Below are 17,934 nucleotides of genomic sequence, written 5' to 3' on the forward strand. Positions count from 1 at the left end.
CTCACCCTCTCGGGCTTTCCTCCGGGCTTTTCCCTTCGGTCTTGCGTTTCCGACTCTATCAGACTCTTTCGTGTCCGATTCCCGGTCGAAGCGGGTCTGCTTTCCAGTTCTTCGCTTTCGCGTTTCCCTTTCCGGCGGTTCCAACCTTACCAGACTCTTTTCCGTACCGTTTCCGGTTCGAATTTGAAATCCGGTGACCTTTGGAGTGGTCTTGCCTTTCGGCTGACTCGACTTTATCAGAAACATTCAGCCGATCTAATCGGCTACGTGATTCGGAGTAAGAGAATCAATGGCTCTGCGGAAATTCAACTTCCGGTGAGAGCGAGGAAGATGCTAACCGTTGGGATCGGACCTGTCCAGTCCGACGCAACCGTTAAAATCTACCTCCCCTGGTCGACCATGTCAACGGTCTTTCGGGGCGAAGAGGAGACTAGCAGGTCAGCGGGGTCGTACGCACATCAGGCGGCGACCGGGAGCTCGGCGCTGCGCTCCGCAGGATCGAGGTCACCACGGTTGCCTGCTCGCGCTGCTCGGCCGCCCAGGACGTAGACATACGCGAGGAAGGCCAGCTCGGCTGCGATGCCGATGGTGATGCGCCCCCAGGTCGGGAGACCGGAGGGGGTGACAAAACCTTCGATGACACCCGAGACGAACAGGACCAGGGCGAGGCCTATGGCCATGCCGAGCGCTGCTCGGCCCTGTTGTGCGAGGGCTGAGCGGCGGGTGTGCGGGCCCGGGTCGATGACCGTCCATCCGAGGCGCAGGCCCGTGCCCGCTGCGACAAAGACAGCGGTGAGTTCGAGCAGGCCGTGAGGGAGGACCAGTCCCAGGAAAGTGTCGAGCCGGCCGGCTGAGGACATCAGGCCGATGCCGACACCAAGGTTGAGCACGTTCACGAAGAGGATCCAGATCACCGGTATGCCGAGGAACGCTCCCAGGACCAGGCACATGGCTGCGGCCTGGGCGTTGTTCGTCCATACCTGGGCGGCGAACGAGGCGGCCGGGTGGCTGGAGTAGTAGGTCTCGTACTCCCCTCCCGGCCGGGTCAGGCGCCGGAGGTCGTCCGGAGCCGCGATCGCCGACTGGACTTCCGGGTGCGTGCCGATCCACCAGCCGATGACTGCGGCCAGCAACGTGGAGAGGACGGCCGTGGGTATCCACCAGTGTCTGGATCGGTAGACCGCGGCGGGGAATCCGGCGGTCAGAAAGCGTGTGGCGTCGCGCCAGGAGGCCCGGCGGGTGCCTGTCACCGTGGACCGGGCACGGGCCACGAGCTGGGTGAGGCGCGCGGTGAGCATCGGGTCCGGAGCGCTGGACTGGAGGAGGGAGAGATGGGTGGCCGTGCGCTGGTAGAGCTCGACGAGTTCGTCGGCTTGGGCGCCCGTGAGCCGGCGCCCACGGTGCAGGAGATGGTCCAGGCGGTCCCATTCGGTGCGGTGGGCGGTCACGAAGACGTCGAGGTCCATGGTCGGCTGCTGCTCCAGGCATGGGTGCGTACGGGTTCGTACTACGGCGGCGCGCTGCGGGTCAGCTTGGCAGACTGAGGTCCCGAGGGGCAGGGAAGATCGGCGGAGGATGGGGCGGCGATGAGTGAACTCGTGACCGGGGACGCGGTCGTGCTGGGGCTACGGCCGGCGAAATTGCCGAGTCGGGCGCTGGCGCTGGCCATCGATCTTGTGGTGGTGGGGGCGGCCTTCGTCCTGGTGTCGATCGGGCTGGCCGTGGCCACGGCGACGCTGGATGACGCGGCACTCGCGGCAATATCCGTCGCGGCCTTCCTGCTGGTACTGGTGGGAGGGCCGATCGCGGTCGAGACGCTCAGCCATGGGCGTTCGCTGGGGAAGCTGGCGTGCGGGCTGCGAGTGGTCCGGGACGACGGGGGGCCGATCCGTTTCCGGCATGCGCTGGTGCGCGGGGCCATGGGGGTCGTCGAGGTTCTGATGACGCTCGGGGTTGTCGCCTGTATCGCTTCGCTGGTGTCGGAGCGGGGGCGGCGGCTCGGGGATGTGTTCGCGGGGACGCTTGTCGTACGGGAGCGGGTGCCTGCGGGGCGAGCGGTTGCTGTGCCGCCTCCGCCGCCGTGGCTGGTCGGGCGGTTCGCGGGGCTGGATCTGTCAGCGGTGCCGGACGGTCTGTGGCTGGCGATACGCCAGTACCTGACGAGGGTGCATCAGCTCGACGCGCAGGTGGGCCGGTCGATGGGGGAGCGGCTGGCCGAGGAGCTGGCGACGCGGACCGGGGTTCCGGTGCCCGAGGGGGTGCCGGCCGGGGCGTATCTGGCGGCGGTGATGAACGAGCGGCAGGCGCGGGATGCGCGGCGGATATTCGTCGCTGCTCAGGTTGGGGTCGGGGTTGAGCAGGGCGGTGCTGCTCAGGGCGATGTTGCGCGCGTTGGTTCCGGGGGGCCTGCGGGGAGTGGGGTTCTGGGGGCTGGGGCTGTTGCTTCGGAGTCGGTGGGGTCCGGGCCGTCCGTGGGGGGTGCCGGGGCGGGTGCTCCGGTGGTCCCGGCGGAGGAGGGCGGGGCGGGGCCCGCTGCGACGGGGTTCGCGCCGCCTGCCTAGCGCGGCGAGGGTGGGGACTCCAGGTCTTCGAGTTCGATCCCGGGGGCCGAGAGGACCACGTCGCCGGCAATGTGAACGGTGTGCTGCTCGCCGGTGTCCAGGGCACTGACCTGGTATTCGTCCACCGTCAGAGGGCCGTTGTCAGTGGCGTGCGCTTCACTGTTCACCAAGGCCCAGGACTGGTCGACGGTGCGGGGGGCGAGGACCGGGTCCGTGAAAGCGACCAGGCGGACGCGGGTCGCGGGGGAATCGGGGGTGAGACGCAGCAGTCGTGCGGTCGCGATGAGGAAGGCGGGGGATGTGCCGGTGAAGGCATGGGCGCGCACATTGCCTTCGGTGGCATGAGTTCCGGTCGGGTCGGTACGGACCCAGGTGACGCCTTCCAGGGCAGCGCCGCGGACCTGCCAGCTCGCGGCGTGGAGTTCGAGGCGGATGGGGCGACCGAGTTCGTCGAGGGTGAGGTCGACGGAGCCCAGGTGATCGCCGGAAGGGGTGGTGGTCAGGGAGACGTAGCGCCAGCCGGAGGGGCCGGGGGCGCACTGGAAATGTTCTTCGCCGAGGAGGGTGTGATCGTGGAGATCGTGGAGCGAATATCGGCCGCGGGGCATGGGGTCCTTCGGGGTTCCTCGGGCTGAGCGGGTGCGGTACGGGGCAGGCCCCCGACACGGGGGTGCGGGGGCCTGCGCTCGTAGCTGCTGCCGAGGGCTGCTGCTGAGGCTGTTCCGTCTGTCAGCGGCCAGGACGTCACTGCCGGTGGTGACGTGCGCGGTCGCTGACGGGCCGGATCAGTAGCGGTAGTGGTCGGGCTTGTACGGGCCTTCGACCTCGACACCGATGTAGGCGGCCTGCTCGGGGCGGAGCGTCGTCAGCCTCACTCCGAGCGCGTCGAGGTGGAGACGGGCGACCTTCTCGTCCAGGTGCTTGGGCAGCACGTAGACGTCGGTCGGGTACTCCTCGGGCTTGGTGTAGAGCTCGATCTGGGCCAGGGTCTGGTCCGCGAACGAGTTGGACATCACGAACGAGGGGTGGCCGGTGGCGTTGCCCAGGTTCAGCAGGCGGCCCTCGGACAGCACGATGAGGACCTTGCCGTCGGGGAACGTCCAGGTGTGGACCTGCGGCTTGACCTCGTCCTTGACGATGCCGTCGATCTTCGCCAGGCCGGCCATGTCGATCTCGTTGTCGAAGTGGCCGATGTTTCCGACGATGGCCTGGTGCTTCATCTTGGCCATGTCGGCGGCCATGATGATGTCCTTGTTGCCCGTCGTGGTGACGAAGATGTCGGCCTGGCCGACGACATCGTCAAGGGTGGCGACCTGGTAGCCGTCCATCGCCGCCTGCAGGGCGCAGATCGGGTCGATCTCGGTGATGATCACACGGGCGCCCTGGCCGCGCAGGGACTCCGCGCAGCCCTTGCCCACGTCGCCGTAGCCGCAGACGACGGCGGTCTTGCCGCCGATGAGGACGTCGGTGGCGCGGTTGATGCCGTCGATCAGGGAGTGGCGGCAGCCGTACTTGTTGTCGAACTTGGACTTGGTGACGGCGTCGTTGACGTTGATCGCCGGGAAGAGGAGGGTGCCGTCGCGGTGCATCTCGTACAGCCGGTGCACACCGGTCGTGGTCTCTTCGGTGACACCGCGGATCTCGGACGCCAGCTGGGTCCACTTCTGCGGGGACTCACCGAGGGTGCGGTTCAGCAGAGTGAGGATGTGGGCGTACTCCTCGCTGTCCGCGGTCGACGGGTCCGGGGCCGCGCCGACCTTCTCGAACTCGACGCCCTTGTGGACGAGGAGGGTGGCGTCACCACCGTCGTCGAGGATCATGTTCGGGCCGCCGGTCGGGGTGTTCGGCCAGGTCAGGGCCTGCTCCGTGCACCACCAGTACTCTTCGAGCGTCTCGCCCTTCCAGGCAAAGACCGGGACGCCCCTCGGGGCGTCCGGGGTGCCGTTCGGGCCGACAGCGATGGCCGCGGCGGCGTGGTCCTGGGTGGAGAAGATGTTGCAGGAGGCCCAGCGGACCTGGGCGCCGAGGGCGACCAGGGTCTCGATCAGCACGGCCGTCTGCACGGTCATGTGCAGCGACCCAGTGATGCGGGCACCGGCCAGCGGCTGCGTGGCGGCGTACTCCTTGCGGATCGACATCAGGCCGGGCATCTCGTGCTCGGCGAGGGTGATCTCCTTGCGGCCGAACGCCGCGAGGGAGAGGTCGGCGACCTTGAAGTCCTGTCGATTGGCGACCGTCGTCATAACGGGCTGCTCCTCGTAATGGGTGTCGAGGTGGGCACGGCTGGCTCTGCGGCGGCGGGTACACGGATGCCCGGGCGCTCGCAGCGCAGTCCGTCGGAGGCCCTCTCTCCCTCGGCCGGTCCGCACGGACCGATCGACCGCCATCAGCAGCGACGTCTGACACTGTCATCGAATCTACACCGAACGGCCCAGTCGCTCCCAGTCCGCCCGGAACGGGCAGTGGCTGAGGGCGTACCGGGAGTCGGCGGGAGGGCTCGTCGGGGGCGGTTGAGAGAGGTGTTCGGGGGCCGTAGAGAGGGGTGTACCGGGTGGGTCAGTGGCCGGAATCCGCCGACGTGGCCGGGGGGCCGTCGGGGGTCGCGCCGGGGGCTCCGCCTGGCGTCCTGCCGGGGTTGGTGCCGGATGCGGCGGCTGCCTCGCTGTAGATGTCCGGCTCCAGGTAGATGACCCGTGCGATCGGGACCGCCTCGCGGATACGGGTCTCGGCGGCGTTGATGGCGTGGGCCACTTCGGTGGCCGTGTTGTCGTGCTGCACCGCGATCTTGGCTGCGACCAGCAACTCTTCCGGGCCGAGGTGGAGCGTACGCATGTGGATGACGCGGGTGACCGTGTCGCCGTCGACGACCGCGGCCTTGATCTTCTCGACCTGGTCGGCGCCGGCGGCCTCGCCGAGCAGCAGGGACTTCGTCTCGGCGGCGAGCACAATCGCGATGGCGATCAGGAGGATGCCGATACAGAGGGTGCCGATGCCGTCCCAGACGCCGTTGCCGGTCCCGATGGCCAGGCCGACACCGGCGAGGGCGAGGATCAGGCCGATCAGCGCACCGAGGTCCTCCAGGAGTACGACGGGGAGCTCGGGGGCCTTCGCCCGGCGGACGAACTCCTTCCAGGAGAGCGATCCGCGGGTCGCATTGGACTCCTTGATCGCCGTACGGAAGGAGAAGCTCTCGGCGATGATCGCGAAGACGAGCACGCCGACCGGCCAGTACCAGGCCTCGATCTCGTGCGGGTGCTTGATCTTCTCGTAGCCCTCGTACACGGCGAACATGCCACCGACCGAGAACAGCACGATGGAGACGAGGAAGGCGTAGATGTAGCGCTCGCGGCCGTAGCCGAAGGGATGCTGGGGGGTGGCTTCGCGCTGGGCCTTCTTGCCGCCGAGCAGCAGCAGGCCCTGGTTACCCGAGTCGGCGAGCGAGTGGACGCTCTCCGCGAGCATCGACGACGAACCACTGAACAGGAACGCCACGAATTTGGCCACTGCGATCGCGAGGTTGGCGGCGAGTGCCGCCACGATCGCTTTGGTTCCGCCTGACGCACTCATGGGTGCCTGGTGTCCCTTCTTCGGTGCTGCGGCCCTGGCGCCGCGGTACGGCCGGACATTGTTGCAGTCGCTGCTACGGACCGTACGTCAGGCCATCACTGTGGCACGGAACAGAGTTCCCGCACCGGACACTGCGACCTGCTCACCGGAGGGCACGAAGACCGAGGCGCCGGGTGTGAGACCGAGCGTGCCCGCCTTCGGGGCGCCCGCGGTGCAGAGGAGGATCTGCGGGGTGTCCCTGGTCAGGTCGACGGGATCGGCGCTGGGCGACAGGTCGAAGCGCGAGAGCCGGAATTCGTCCACGGGCGTCTCGTACAGCTCCTCACCGGAGGGGGACGCCTCGGGACGCAGCACGCCGGGGTCGGTCGCCTCGAATCGGACGATGCGCAGGAGTTCGGGCACGTCGATGTGCTTGGGCGTGAGTCCGCAGCGCAGCACATTGTCCGAGTTTGCCATGATCTCGACGCCGAGGCCGTCGAGGTAGGCGTGCGGGACGCCCGCACCGAGGAAGAGGGCTTCGCCGGGCTGGAGTTCCACGTGGTTCAGCAGCATCGCCGCGATGACACCGGGGTCGCCGGGGAAGTGGTGGGCAATCCGGGCGTACGGGGCGTGGGCGCCGCCGAGGCGTTCGGCGGCGGCCGCCGCCCGGTTCACCGTTTTGGCCATCTCCGCCGGGTCGGCGCTGAGGATCGCGGTGAGAACCTCGCGCAGGGCTGCCTCTTCGGGGTGGGCGCCGAGAAGGTCGACGTACGGCTTGAGGGAGTCGACGTCGAGTGCCGCCATCGCCTCGGCCGCCTCGGTGGGCCTGCGGAAGCCGCACAGGCCGACGAAGGGGGTGAGTGCGCAGATCAGCTCGGGCTTGTGGTTGGTGTCCTTGTACGTGCGGTGGGGTGCGTCGATCGGAACGGACCGGCGCTCCTCGTCCTCGTACCCCTGCTTGGCCTGTGCGAGGTCGGGGTGGACCTGGAGGGAGAGCGGGGCGCCCGCGGCGAGCAGTTTGAGGAGGAAGGGCAGGCGGGGGCCGAACTTCTCGACGGTGGCCCGGCCCAGTTCGCGCTCGGGGTCGGCGGCGATGACGTCGGTGAGGGGCTGCTCGGGGCCGGCCACTCCGGTGCCGGTTATTCGGGTGAGGCGGGAGGGGGCTCCGGGGTGGGCGCCCATCCACATCTCAGCCTGGGGTTCGCCGGTGGGGGCGATGCCGAGCAGCTCGGGGATGGCGGTGGTGGAGCCCCAGGCGTAAGGGCGCACGGTGTTGGAGAGCCGGTCCATGAGTTCGTCCTTGTGAGGTGCGTGGATCGGGGGATGGCTGGGGCGGTAAGTGGTGTGGGCCGGCTCGGGCCGTCAGGCGCGGGCTGCTGACGCGAGTGCCAGGTAGACGGCGGCGAAGTCGGTGACCGCGAGGAGTTCGGCGAGGGCTTCGAGCTCGGTGCCCTCGTCCGGTTCGAGTTCGCTGATCGCCGTGTCGTGGCCGAGGGCCAGTTCGCGAGCTGCGGGGCCGGCACTCAGGCCGCCGGTGGGACGGTCGCGCAGCAGTACGACGCGGGCGTGCAGAGGCTCCGGCTCCTCGACCCGGTCGCGGAAGAAGTCGTCGGGGTCGGCCCCGGCGGCAAACATGCCCGCCAGCAGCGCGCCATGGGCGGGAAGCGCCTCGGGGAGCTCGGCGGCGAGGGCCGGGCGGCCGGACAGCTCGGCCAGGACCGCGGCGAATCTGCGACCGACGGGTGCGGCCGCGTCGCCCTCCGTCCAGATGAGGGGCAGACTGTCGGCGAGTTCGGCGGCGAGGGTCTTCGCCGGGTTGCTGTACGTGGCGATGGCCGGACCGCAGCGTTCCGCGGTGCGGTCGAGGCGGTCGGCGACGCTCTGCAACACCTCGGCGGGTGCGGTGACCAGGCCGACCCGGTCGAGCAGCGCGAGCAGCGGGGTGAACAGGGCCCAGAGCGTGCCGGGGCCCGCCGCCGACGTCTCGGCGTCGTACTCGCCGTGCGGGGCGGAGGCCATCGGTACGAAGAGTCCGTGCGCCCGGTCGATCGCCTCACGCAGCGGTGACTGGCAAGGGGCGACGGCGACGACGCTGCAGCCGCGGCGGTCCGCCTGTTCGGCGAGGAGGGAGAGGCCCGGCTCGGAACCGTCGGCCGTGACGATCAGCAGCAGGTCCACGGAGCCGGCCCAGCCGGGCAGCGTCCAGCGCATCGCGCCCGCGGCGGGGGCGACCCCGGTGGGATGGATACGGGTGACGGGCGCGGAGGCGCCTGCCAGGGCGGTGATCAGGTCGGCGACGCCGGAAGCGGCGGTGCCGGAGCCCGCGACGAGTACGGCGCGGGGGCGGCCTTCCGGGTTCAGTGCGGCGATCCCGGCCTCCGCCGCGTGCCGGGCAGCGGTACGGACCCGGGCCCCGGCCTCGGCGGCGCCGCGGAGCAGGCCGCGGCGGTCGGCTCGGGCCAGGGGTTCCGGGGCGTCGAGCAGCGACTCGTCGAGCATGGGGACGGTCCTCCGATCACGTGCATCGCTGATCACCGTGCGGGGTTCGGGGCGCGGATGCCGTTACGCGGGGCGGCGGGCCTCGTCGACGAGGAGGACGGGGATGCCGTCCCGTACCGGGTAGGCCAGGCCGCAGTCCTTGCCGGTGCAGATCAGCTCGGGGCTGTCGGCTGCCGACCGGTCGTCGAGCGGAGAGTGACAGGCCGGGCAGGCGAGGATCTCCAGAAGGCCGGCTTCGAGCGGCATGGGGTGAGTCCCTTCATTCGAACAAGCGGTTCGGGTTCATGCGGATCGAGCGACGTCAGCCTACCGCCGGGGTGCGGGGGGCGCGGCCCTGGCCGGGGTGGGGTGTGGGGGTGCGGTGCGCTGGCCGGAAGCGGGGGGCGTCTGCGGCGGGCCTGTCCCCTACCCGCCCTCTCCCGAAACCGGAGCTCCGCCCCCGGACCCCGCCCCTCAAAAACCGAACAGACTGGCAAACACCGGGCAGATTGGGCTGCAAGCACCGGACAGACTGGGCTGCACGCAGAGCTCCGCCCCGGACCCCGCCCCTCAAAAGCCGGACAGACCGGGGCAGTCGGCGCGGGATGGCGTTGCCGGGGCGCGCTGAACATCGCCGGGGCGGGCCGGCGCTGCCGGGACGGGCGGAATTGCCGACAACGCGGGATGGCCGATGGCCGGGCTCGCCCTACAAGGCCCCCGCCCGGACCAGGGCCAGTACCTCATCACGCACCGCCGTCATCGTCCGCTCGTCGCGGGCCTCGACGTTCAGACGCAACAGGGGTTCCGTGTTGGAGGGTCGCAGGTTGAACCACCAGTCCGGTCCCGTGACCGTCAGGCCGTCCAGGTCGTCGGTCGTGACGCCGTCGCGGGGTGCGAAGGATTCACGTACCGCTGCCGTGCGGCCCGGCTGGTCGGCGACCGTGGAGTTGATCTCGCCGGATCCGGTGTAGCGGTCGTACTGGGCGACCAGTTCCGACAGCGTGCCGGGCTGGCCACCCAGCGCGGCCAGGACGTGGAGCGCGGCGAGCATGCCCGTATCGGCGTTCCAGAAGTCGCGGAAGTAGTAGTGCGCGGAGTGCTCGCCGCCGAAGATCGCGCCGTGCTCGGCCATCTCCGCCTTGATGAAGGAGTGGCCCACGCGGGTACGGACCGGGGTGCCGCCGTTCTCGCGGACGACCTCGGGGACCGAGAGCGACGTGATCAGGTTATGGATGACGGTGCCCTTGCCGCCATTGCGGGCGAGTTCCCTGGCCGCGACCAGGGCGGTGATCGCGGACGGGGAGACGCACGCGCCGCACTCGTCGACGACGAAGCAGCGGTCGGCGTCGCCGTCGAAGGCAAGGCCCAGGTCGGCGCCCTCGGCCACGACCCGGGCCTGGAGATCGACGAGGTTCTTCGGGTCGAGGGGGTTGGCCTCGTGGTTGGGGAACGTGCCGTCGAGGTCGAAGTACATCGGTACGAGGTCGACGGGCAGGTTCGCGAAGACAGTGGGGACGGTGTGGCCGCCCATGCCGTTGCCCGCGTCGACGACGACCTTCAGCGGGCGGACCGATGCGAGGTCGACCAGGGACAGCAGGTGCGCGGCGTAGTCGGTGAGCGTCTCGCGTTCGGTGATGACGCCGGGGGTGGCGACCGGTCGCAGCGCACCGGTCTCGGACCACTTCTCGACCAGGGCGCGGATCTCGGAGAGCCCGGTGTCCCGGCCCACGGGTGCGGCGCCCGCCCGGCAGAGCTTGATGCCGTTGTACTGCGCCGGGTTGTGCGAGGCGGTGAACATCGCGCCGGGGAGGCCGAGGCTGCCTGAGGCGAAGTACAGCTGGTCGGTCGAGCAGAGGCCGATCAGTGTGACGTCCGCACCGCGCGCCGCGGCGCCGCGTGCGAAGGCTCCCGAGAGGCCGGGCGACGAGGGCCGCATGTCGTGGCCGATCACGATCGCGTCCGCGTCCGTCACCTCGACGAACGCCGCCCCGAACTGTTCGGCCAGCGATTCGTCCCACTGATCGGGCACCACCCCGCGCACGTCGTACGCCTTCACGATCTGCGACAGATCAGCAGCCACGGGCCGGTCCTCCTGAGATTTCTTCGGACCCCCCAAACTACCCGGCGGCGGCTCGGGCGGGCCGCGGGGTCTTGCGGCCGTGCGTGCGGTGACCTGGAGCGGTGGCTGCCGCTTTGTCCTCGATCACCGGGCGGGCTCGGTCGGTTGTGCTCACGGCAACATCCAGCCCAGCGCCGCCGTGATCTGTCCCAGCACGATCAAGCACATCACAAGCAGCAGTCCCAGGCTCCACGGCAGCACCTTGCGCAACAGGGCCTCGCGTCCGGCCAGGCCCACCGCCGCGCACGCGATCGAAGGCGACCCCGCAGACGAGCGCGGGCAGCGATTGCGACGGCGAGGCCGACGAGTCCGGCGCGGTGCGCCCGCATCCGGACCGCCCCGCGCAGTGGAGGATCGGAGGATCGGAAAGGAGAGAGGAGAGGGGAATCTCGAGGCGCGCCCAGCGGCACGCCCCACTCAGGAGTCCGGTGAGCGCAGCACCCGCAGATGACCGCGGCGCGCGACCTCCATCGGATCGGCGGCTTGCGGGCCGCCGCGCCTGCCGTCGGCTCCGCGGTCGTGCGGTCGCGCCGCTTCCCGTACGGCATTGGCGAGCGCTTCGAGGTCGTCGCCGCTGGGGCGCGTGGGAGCGGAGGGGTCGGAGAGCCTGACGACCTCCCAGCCGCGTGGCGCGGTCAGCCGCTCACTGTGCTCGGCACAGAGGTCGTAGCAGTGAGGCTCGGCATAGGTGGCGAGCGGGCCGAGGACCGCAGTCGAGTCGGCATAGACGTACGTCAGTGTCGCGACGGCAGGGCGGCCGCACGCGGTGCGCGAACAGCAACGTACAGGGCTCACGACGTTGGACGGTACCGCACTCTTGAGCGGGCTGCGACGACTCTCCCTCAGGTCGCCCCACCGTGTCGCCCTGCGCCCTCCGACACAACCGCCTTCCAGGCAGCCCTTCTGACCTGCGGAGAAAGACAGGAGCGAAGGTCGTACCGGCAACGATTCCGGTCACCACTCAGCACAAAAGCTGTCATTCAGCAAGAGATCAACGGTCAGGAGACGGGCCTGAAACAAGCTCCTGTTCGGCCGAATTGTTCAGGATTGGACATGCCGACGCTCCATCAGGGAACAGCGATCCACCTGCCCCGCAGAGAGTTACCCTGCGTCAGTGATGGACAGTCCCGTACCGCCCCACCCGTCCGATCCGCGCCCACGCCGTCGTGACCGCCATGGCCGCGGCATGCGCGGGCCCGTCGCCCCGCCCCAGGTGCCGCTCTCGGCCAGCAGGGCGGAGAACTTCCGTGATCTCGTGCAGGACTCGGTGGAACGGCTGGAACGGCGCTGGCCACAGCTGGCCGATGTGGACTTCATGGTGCTCGATGTGCCGAGGACGCAGGAGGAGACCGTACCGCTGGGGCGCGCGGTCTCCGCGGAGAAGAACCGGCCCGCGCAGATCGTCGTCTACCGGCGGCCCGTCGAGATCCGCACCAAGAACCGCGACGAGCGCGCCCTGCTGGTGCACGAGGTCGTGGTGGAGCAGGTCGCGGAGCTGCTCGGCCTTTCGCCGGAATCGGTGGATCCGCGGTACGGGCAGGAGTAGCAGCGGGGGTGGGGGTGGGCCGGGGTCTCCGGCCCACCCCCACCGCCCCGCTCAGTCGTCCAGGACCGACAGGTCCTGCTCGGCCGCGGGCACCTCTACCGTCCCGCCGTCGTCCCGCAGGGTCTGCACGGTGAACATCTGGACGCCGTCCTGCGGAAGGGCGAGCGTGCGTGCGGCGTGGACCGGGCCGCCCGACTCCGTCTCGACCGTCAGTGCGTAGCCGCCCTTGAGTCCGGACGGTACGGGCGGGGTGACCGCGAGCGTCGTACCGCCCTTGACCGTGTACGTCTTGACGGCCTGTTCGCCGCCCTCGCTGCCCGCGGAGGCGGTGACCTTCACGGTGGCGGTGGCGTCCGGAGCCGTGAGGGAGAGGGTGGAGCCCTCGGCCCGGTTGTCGGCCGCGGTCGCCTGCGCGCCCACCGGGCCGGTCGCCGGGATGTAGGCGACCTCCTGGCCGTCGCCCTTGCCTCGAACCACGCGCAGCGCGGCCACCACCGGGGTGTCCTTCTTGCCCTCGGCCGGGGTCAGCAGCAGGGAGCCGGCTTCCCCTCTGGTGATGTCCTTCAGGTCGACGCCCGCGGTCATCCCCGACTTGACGTGGAGGTCCTGGTGCCCGACCGGGGAGATCGCGCCGCTCTTGCCGAGCAGTTTCACCTTCAGATCGGCGTCGTCGTCACCGGGCGCGAAAGCGACCAGGCGGACCGAGGTGGCGTCCGCCGGGATGCCCGGGAGCACCAAAGTGCCCGTCGGGTCGGCCGAGGCGGCCAGCCAGTCGCTACCGGTCTCTTCGTCGGCGGTCCTGACGGCCGCGCCGACGCGTCCGGTACGGGTGGTGACGTGGACGGTCACGTCCTCGGCCACCTCGCTGGTCAGCGTGGAGATCAGGACCGGAACGCTCGACCGGGCGGGCACCGTGATGCCCTCGCCCACATCGGACTTGAGGGTGCCGTCCGGACCGTACAGCTCGATGTCGGCGACGGCCGCGGTGTCGTCCGGGTTGGTGAGGTGGACGTAGTCCTCGCGGGACTTCGCGGTGCTCGCGGCCGGGAACCAGAAGTCCGTGTCGGGTGCGGTGCAGCTGACGCCGAGCAGGCCGCGGGCGCCGCCCGCCTCGACCGTAGTGGTCTGCTGGGTGGTCCAGCCGGGGGCCAGGCGGCCGGTGGCGGTACCGACCAGCGCGGGTGCGTCGGCGCCGGACGCCTCGGCGGTGGCCGGTTTGCCGGGCTCCTTGAGGGAGACGACCGGCTTTCCGGAATCCGCCCCCTTCTTGCCTTCCTCGCCCTTCTTGTCGGCGTTCTTCTCGTCGCTGTCCGTGGTGTCGCCGGCCGTCGAGTCCGTGGACTGCTTCAGTTCGGCCGTACCGGCCTCGCCGCCGCCGCTGCCCGTCGGGGTGAAGGATGTGTACGTCGTCTCCGCGAGGTCCGAGAGACCGGGCGCCGGGCAGAGCAGGCTGGACCGTTCCACCGGCAGCCGGCCGGCGGCCTTCGCCTCCGTCGTGCCCCCGTCGCCGGGCGCGGTGAGCGCGGCAAATCCGGTGACGGCGGCGAGGGCGACGGTGCCCGCGATGAGGGACAGGCTGGTGGACTTCACTCGGACTCGCCTCGCGATGCGTTACCGGTCGGCCACGGGTTCTGGCCCGGGGCGGGGTTCTCGTCGGGGTTCTGCGGATCGTACTGGCCCTGTTGGCCGTAAGCCTGTGGGTCGTACGGGGCCTGTGAGTCGTACGGGGCCTGTGAGTCGTGCTGGGGGGTCTGCGGATCGTACTGGGGGGCCTGCGGGGCGTACGAGGCCTGCGGGTCGTACTGCTGCTGCTGCGCGTAGCCGTACGGGTCGTAGGCGTTCTGCTGGTACGGGTCGGCGGGGGCCTGGTGCTCCTGCTGCGTGCCGTACTGGCCTTCCTGGTACTGCTCGCCCTGCTGGTACTGCTCGCCCTGGTACTTCTGGTAGTCGGCGCTCTGGTACTGCTGCGCGTCCCATTCGCCGTACTGCTGCTGCGGCACCGCCGCGTACTGACCGCTGTCGGCCTGCGGGGCGAACACGTCCTGGTCGTCGGTCTGCTGCGGGGTCTGCTGCGACTGCGGCTCCGCCGTCTGCTGTGCGGGGATGTACTCACCCGCCGCCTCCTCGGCGCCCCCGGCCGGCTCCGCTTCCGTTTCCGCCTGGGCGGCCGCACGGAGCCTGCGTGCCCTGCGCCCCTCGCCCGCGACCGGCTCCGCGAAGACCGGCATGGCCTCCTCGGGCAGGTCGTCGTCGATCTCCCGGCGGCGGCCGGGCAGGGCGAGGACCAGCAGGACCACGGCCAGCGCGACCTGGGTCCAGATCCAGGCGGTATGGGTGAGCGGGGTGTTGTACGTGAGGTCCAGCGTGCCGCCCTCGGCGGGGAGCTCGAAGCCCTGGGCCCAGCCGTCGACGGTCTTCCGGGGCAGCGTCCGCCCGTTGAGCGTGGCCTCCCAGCCGGGGTCGGCGGCCTCGGCGATCCGCAGCACCCGGCCGGGGTCGCCTGCCGGGATCTTGGTGTGCGCTTCGACGGGGAGGGAGCCGACGGGCAGCTGTTCCTCATCGGCACCGGACGGGATGATCATGACGCGGGCGACCTGCTGGTCGACCCGCCACAGCGCACTGCCATCCAGCTGGCTCAGTCGGCTGAGGCCCGGGGTCGCGTCGAGGACCCGGCTCATCTCCTTCGGAGCACCGTCCCGTACGAGTACGTAACGGATCGCGAATTCGCTGAGCCGGCTGCCCTGGTCGGCGCCGGAGCCCGCGACCAGATTGGCGACGACCTTGTCGAGGTGGCTGTTGCTGCCGCCCGCCTCGGCCAGTTCGGCGTCACCGAGCCGCGCGCCGGAGCCGCGTACCAAGGCGTACGAGACGGCGGCGGGCGACGTTCCGTCGAGGACCAGGGTGCGCGGCTGGTCGCGGGTGGCACTCTCCTCCGCGACGAACGCGGGCACCTGCACCGGGTCGCGGCGCTCCAGCGGCCCCGCGGCGCCGCCGATCATCCAGCCGGCGGCGGCCACCACCGGGGCGAGCCCCGCGGTGAGGGCGATCAGTGCGGCGACGGGCTGGCGCCAGCCGAAGCTGAGCTCGGCGACGCGCACTCGGGCGCCGTCCGCGCCGACCAGCGCAGCGGCGATCAGCGCGATGCCGTAGACGAGGGTGGCGGGGCCCGCCCAGCCCGAGCCGTTGGCGAGCGCGGCGAAGACCAGCGCCACGAGTGCGACGGCCCACGCGGTGCGCACCGCGAACTGCCGCTCCCCGCGAAGCAGCGCGGCCAGCGCGGCAAGCACGATGCCGAACAGCAGCACACCGCCTGCGGCCTTGGGACCGCCGGGGCTGATGCCGAGCAGATCGAGTGCGGAGGCTGTGCCCGTATCGATGTCCAGGCCCGCCTCCTTCAGGAAGTTCGACGGGCTGGTGAGGAGCGAGAGCGACCAAGGCGCGAGAACGAGCAGCGGGGTGCCGATCGCGGCAAGGAAGCGGAGTCCGTACGCGGCGATGTCGCCGCGGCGCAGTACGAGCACACCGATGCCGAGGACCACGGCGATCGGCCAGACGATGGGCGTGAAGGCCATCGCGAGGGTGAGGAGCAGGGTGTACGCCCAGGTGGCGCGCCAGCTGCCGCGGGCGTCGCCGCCGGCGCGCATGCCGTGTGCGGAGACGGCGGCGCGGGCGATCAGCGGGAGCAGGATGGCCAGTACGGCGGTGCCGAGGCGGCCTGTCGCCAGAGCTCCGGTCGCCGCGGGCAGGAAGGCGTACGCGACACTCGCCCAGGCCCGCAGCAGCCTTGATTCGAGCAGCGGCCGGGAGGCGAAGTACGCGGTGAGTCCGGCGAGCGGGACCGAGCAGACCAGCAGCAGCGTGAGCGCGAAGCTCGTCGAGCCGAGGAACAGTGCGGACAGGGCCGAGATCACGGCGAGGTACGGCGGTGCGGCCTGTGTGCCGCCGGTACCGACCGTGTGCCAGCCGTCCGCGTATCTGCCCCACAGATCGGATGCATCGGCGGGCGCGGGCAGCAGCGCGCCACCCGCCAGTGCACCGCCGCCGAGCAGGCCGCGGCAGGCGACGAGCGAGACGAGGAGCAGGACGGCGAAGAGTACCGGGCCCGGCTTGCGCCCGATCCGCTTCAGCCGCGCGAACTGTTCGATCTCCAGGAAGTCGGCGTCGTCGCCACCGGGACCGGACTCGACGGCGCCGTGCCGGGAGCCGCCCGAGTCGGCGTCGGAACCGCTGCCGAAGTTTCCGGCGACCTGCTCGACGGTGGCGCGGACGGTGGCGCCGGGCGGCGGGAAGAGGCCGCGCAGTTCAGCCTGGTCGACGGCGCCGCTGCCGCGGCTGCGCCGGGCCGCGAGGATCCGTCCGGGGCGCAGCAGGGTGCCGAAGAGCCCGGCGACCTCGTCGAGGGCCTGGCCGGGCACCTTGCCGACGAGATAGGCGAGGGTACGCAGCAATGTGCCGACGACGAGCCTGAGCATCACCCAGGGCAGGGCCTTGGCACGTGCGTTGACCAGCATCGTGTAGACGGCGCCGGCCTTGTCGACGCGGTGCGGGGAGGCGACCGAGCGTCCTGCGCAGTCGATGGGGCGGCGCTCGCGGGCGGAGGCCTCGGCGTGCCTGAGGACGGCGTCGGGGGCGACGAGCACCCGGTGCCCCGCGGTGTGCGCGCGCCAGCACAGGTCGACGTCGTCACGCATCAGCGGGAGCCCGCGGTCGAACCCACCGAGCTCCTCCCAGATGTCACGGCGGATCAGCATGCCCGCGGTGGAGACGGAGAGCACGGTACGGACCTGGTCGTGCTGGCCCTGGTCCTGCTCACGCCGGTCGAGTCCGGTCCAGCGGCGACCGCTGTTGGCGATGGAGACGCCGACTTCGAGCAGCTGCTTGCGGTCGTACCAGCCACGGAGCTTCGGGCCGACGATCGCGGCGTGCGGGTCGGTGTCGACGACGCGCAGCAGCTCGGCGAGCGCGTCGGGCTCGGGTGCGCAGTCGTCGTGGAGCAGCCAGAGCCACTGCACCGGTTCGCCGTGCGGCAGTTCGGGCAGGTCGTACGCGTCGTCGCGCCAGGTCCTGCTGACGGGGTCCCAGCTGCTGGGGCGCTTCAGGTACGGCAGGTCATCGGGGGTGAGGACGCCAGCCGTGCGGGTCGCCTCGTCGACGGCGGTGCCGAAGCTCGTACGGCGCGCGAGGTGCAGGACGCGTTCGGCGCCGAGCGCCTCGGTGACCAGCCGCGCGGAGTCGTCGGCGCTACCGGTATCGGCGGCGACGACGCTCTGTACGGGGCGTTCCTGCCCGAGCAGCCCGGCGAGCGCGTCGGGCAGCCAGCGGGCGCCGTCGTGGGAGACGAGCACGGCGGTGACGACATGCCGGGGGAACTCTGGGGCGGCGGCAGCCGCGTACGGCGCCGTCGATTGGCTGTGCACGGACATCGAGGTACGGGCCCTCCGGCCGGGTCCGGGGGACGTCCCCCGGGGGCTGCATCGGTGTACACGCGCGCTCCGTCGGGGCGTTGGCGCGTCTCGGACGGGGCCCCACACTAACGGTACGGATCACCGCGGTGGCGCCGAGCGCTTGAACGGGGGGCCGCGAGGGGGCGGCGGCGGAGCGACGGAGCGGTGGCGGGCACAGCGATGGCCCGGCGCCTGCGGGGGTGCAGGCGCCGGGCCATGCTCGGTCGCGGTGCGTGCGCG

The 17,934-nt window shown here is 70.9% G+C and carries 14 protein-coding genes; 2 read left to right on the plus strand and 12 right to left on the minus strand.

Features of this window, described 5'->3' with window-relative positions:
* Positions 1 to 458: 458 nt before the first annotated feature.
* Positions 459 to 1,466, minus strand: coding sequence for a stage II sporulation protein M (locus ACZ3IC_RS12705; RefSeq protein WP_467415444.1), 1,008 nt, complete (start codon positions 1,464 to 1,466; stop codon positions 459 to 461).
* Between the two features lie 120 nt (positions 1,467 to 1,586).
* On the opposite strand from ACZ3IC_RS12705, the gene ACZ3IC_RS12710 reads away from it, so the two are divergent.
* Complete coding sequence (locus ACZ3IC_RS12710) at positions 1,587 to 2,561, plus strand: RDD family protein (protein WP_467415446.1); 975 nt, start codon at positions 1,587 to 1,589, stop codon at positions 2,559 to 2,561.
* On the opposite strand, the gene ACZ3IC_RS12715 is transcribed toward ACZ3IC_RS12710, so the two are convergent.
* The 9 genes from ACZ3IC_RS12715 to ACZ3IC_RS12755 all read right to left on the minus strand — a co-directional run bounded on the left by ACZ3IC_RS12715 (position 2,558) and on the right by ACZ3IC_RS12755 (position 11,499).
* Positions 2,558 to 3,169, minus strand: coding sequence for a hypothetical protein (locus ACZ3IC_RS12715; RefSeq protein WP_467415447.1), 612 nt, complete (start codon positions 3,167 to 3,169; stop codon positions 2,558 to 2,560). The two genes, ACZ3IC_RS12710 and ACZ3IC_RS12715, sit on opposite strands and share 4 nt — an antisense overlap.
* A 177-nt stretch (positions 3,170 to 3,346) precedes the next feature.
* On the minus strand, positions 3,347 to 4,804 hold the full coding sequence (gene ahcY / locus ACZ3IC_RS12720; protein WP_467415449.1) for an adenosylhomocysteinase: 1,458 nt from the start codon (positions 4,802 to 4,804) through the stop codon (positions 3,347 to 3,349).
* A gap of 313 nt (positions 4,805 to 5,117) precedes the next feature.
* Positions 5,118 to 6,128 carry a cation diffusion facilitator family transporter gene (locus ACZ3IC_RS12725; RefSeq protein WP_467415451.1) on the minus strand — a complete coding sequence of 337 codons (1,011 nt, stop codon included), beginning with the start codon at positions 6,126 to 6,128 and terminating at the stop codon, positions 5,118 to 5,120.
* 87 nt (positions 6,129 to 6,215) lie between these two features.
* On the minus strand, positions 6,216 to 7,397 hold the full coding sequence (manA, locus tag ACZ3IC_RS12730; protein ID WP_467415453.1) for a mannose-6-phosphate isomerase, class I: 1,182 nt from the start codon (positions 7,395 to 7,397) through the stop codon (positions 6,216 to 6,218).
* Between the two features lie 72 nt (positions 7,398 to 7,469).
* A complete protein-coding gene (locus ACZ3IC_RS12735) occupies positions 7,470 to 8,606 on the minus strand; it encodes an SIS domain-containing protein (protein WP_467415455.1) in 1,137 nt (378 codons plus the stop codon).
* Between the two features lie 63 nt (positions 8,607 to 8,669).
* A complete protein-coding gene (locus ACZ3IC_RS12740) occupies positions 8,670 to 8,852 on the minus strand; it encodes a Trm112 family protein (protein WP_328894320.1) in 183 nt (60 codons plus the stop codon).
* Positions 8,853 to 9,291: 439 nt separating this feature from the next.
* Positions 9,292 to 10,665, minus strand: a complete 1,374-nt coding sequence (locus ACZ3IC_RS12745; RefSeq protein ID WP_467415459.1) for a phosphomannomutase/phosphoglucomutase — start codon at positions 10,663 to 10,665, stop codon at positions 9,292 to 9,294.
* A 150-nt stretch (positions 10,666 to 10,815) separates the two neighbouring features.
* A complete protein-coding gene (locus tag ACZ3IC_RS12750) occupies positions 10,816 to 10,941 on the minus strand; it encodes a hypothetical protein (protein ID WP_467416109.1) in 126 nt (41 codons plus the stop codon).
* Positions 10,942 to 11,121: 180 nt separating this feature from the next.
* Positions 11,122 to 11,499 carry a DUF3499 domain-containing protein gene (locus tag ACZ3IC_RS12755; RefSeq protein ID WP_467415461.1) on the minus strand — a complete coding sequence of 126 codons (378 nt, stop codon included), beginning with the start codon at positions 11,497 to 11,499 and terminating at the stop codon, positions 11,122 to 11,124.
* A gap of 322 nt (positions 11,500 to 11,821) precedes the next feature.
* Here ACZ3IC_RS12755 and ACZ3IC_RS12760 point away from each other — a divergent pair, with 322 nt between their 5' ends.
* Positions 11,822 to 12,250, plus strand: a complete 429-nt coding sequence (locus ACZ3IC_RS12760) for a metallopeptidase family protein (RefSeq protein WP_467416069.1) — start codon at positions 11,822 to 11,824, stop codon at positions 12,248 to 12,250.
* Positions 12,251 to 12,301: 51 nt separating this feature from the next.
* On the opposite strand, the gene ACZ3IC_RS12765 is transcribed toward ACZ3IC_RS12760, so the two are convergent.
* A complete protein-coding gene (locus ACZ3IC_RS12765; RefSeq protein ID WP_467415463.1) occupies positions 12,302 to 13,840 on the minus strand; it encodes a DUF5719 family protein in 1,539 nt (512 codons plus the stop codon).
* Entirely contained in the window at positions 13,837 to 17,673 is a 3,837-nt protein-coding gene (locus tag ACZ3IC_RS12770; RefSeq protein WP_467415464.1) for a glycosyltransferase, read from the minus strand. Before ACZ3IC_RS12770 ends, ACZ3IC_RS12765 begins: the two co-directional genes overlap by 4 nt.
* Positions 17,674 to 17,934 lie beyond the last annotated feature (261 nt).

It is taken from the genome of Streptomyces sp. NPDC002958, from assembly GCF_055563255.1.

Excerpts from the sequence above, each read along its gene's own strand:
- ACZ3IC_RS12705 (WP_467415444.1), bottom strand. The coding sequence starts at position 1,466 with ATGGACCTCGACGTCTTCGTGACCGCCCACCGCACCGAATGGGACCGC.
- ACZ3IC_RS12710 (WP_467415446.1), top strand. The coding sequence starts at position 1,587 with ATGAGTGAACTCGTGACCGGGGACGCGGTCGTGCTGGGGCTACGGCCG.
- ACZ3IC_RS12715 (WP_467415447.1), bottom strand. The coding sequence starts at position 3,169 with ATGCCCCGCGGCCGATATTCGCTCCACGATCTCCACGATCACACCCTC.
- ahcY (WP_467415449.1), bottom strand. The coding sequence starts at position 4,804 with ATGACGACGGTCGCCAATCGACAGGACTTCAAGGTCGCCGACCTCTCC.
- ACZ3IC_RS12725 (WP_467415451.1), bottom strand. The coding sequence starts at position 6,128 with ATGAGTGCGTCAGGCGGAACCAAAGCGATCGTGGCGGCACTCGCCGCC.
- manA (WP_467415453.1), bottom strand. The coding sequence starts at position 7,397 with ATGGACCGGCTCTCCAACACCGTGCGCCCTTACGCCTGGGGCTCCACC.
- ACZ3IC_RS12735 (WP_467415455.1), bottom strand. The coding sequence starts at position 8,606 with ATGCTCGACGAGTCGCTGCTCGACGCCCCGGAACCCCTGGCCCGAGCC.
- ACZ3IC_RS12740 (WP_328894320.1), bottom strand. The coding sequence starts at position 8,852 with ATGCCGCTCGAAGCCGGCCTTCTGGAGATCCTCGCCTGCCCGGCCTGT.
- ACZ3IC_RS12760 (WP_467416069.1), top strand. The coding sequence starts at position 11,822 with ATGGACAGTCCCGTACCGCCCCACCCGTCCGATCCGCGCCCACGCCGT.
- ACZ3IC_RS12770 (WP_467415464.1), bottom strand. The coding sequence starts at position 17,673 with ATGTCCGTGCACAGCCAATCGACGGCGCCGTACGCGGCTGCCGCCGCC.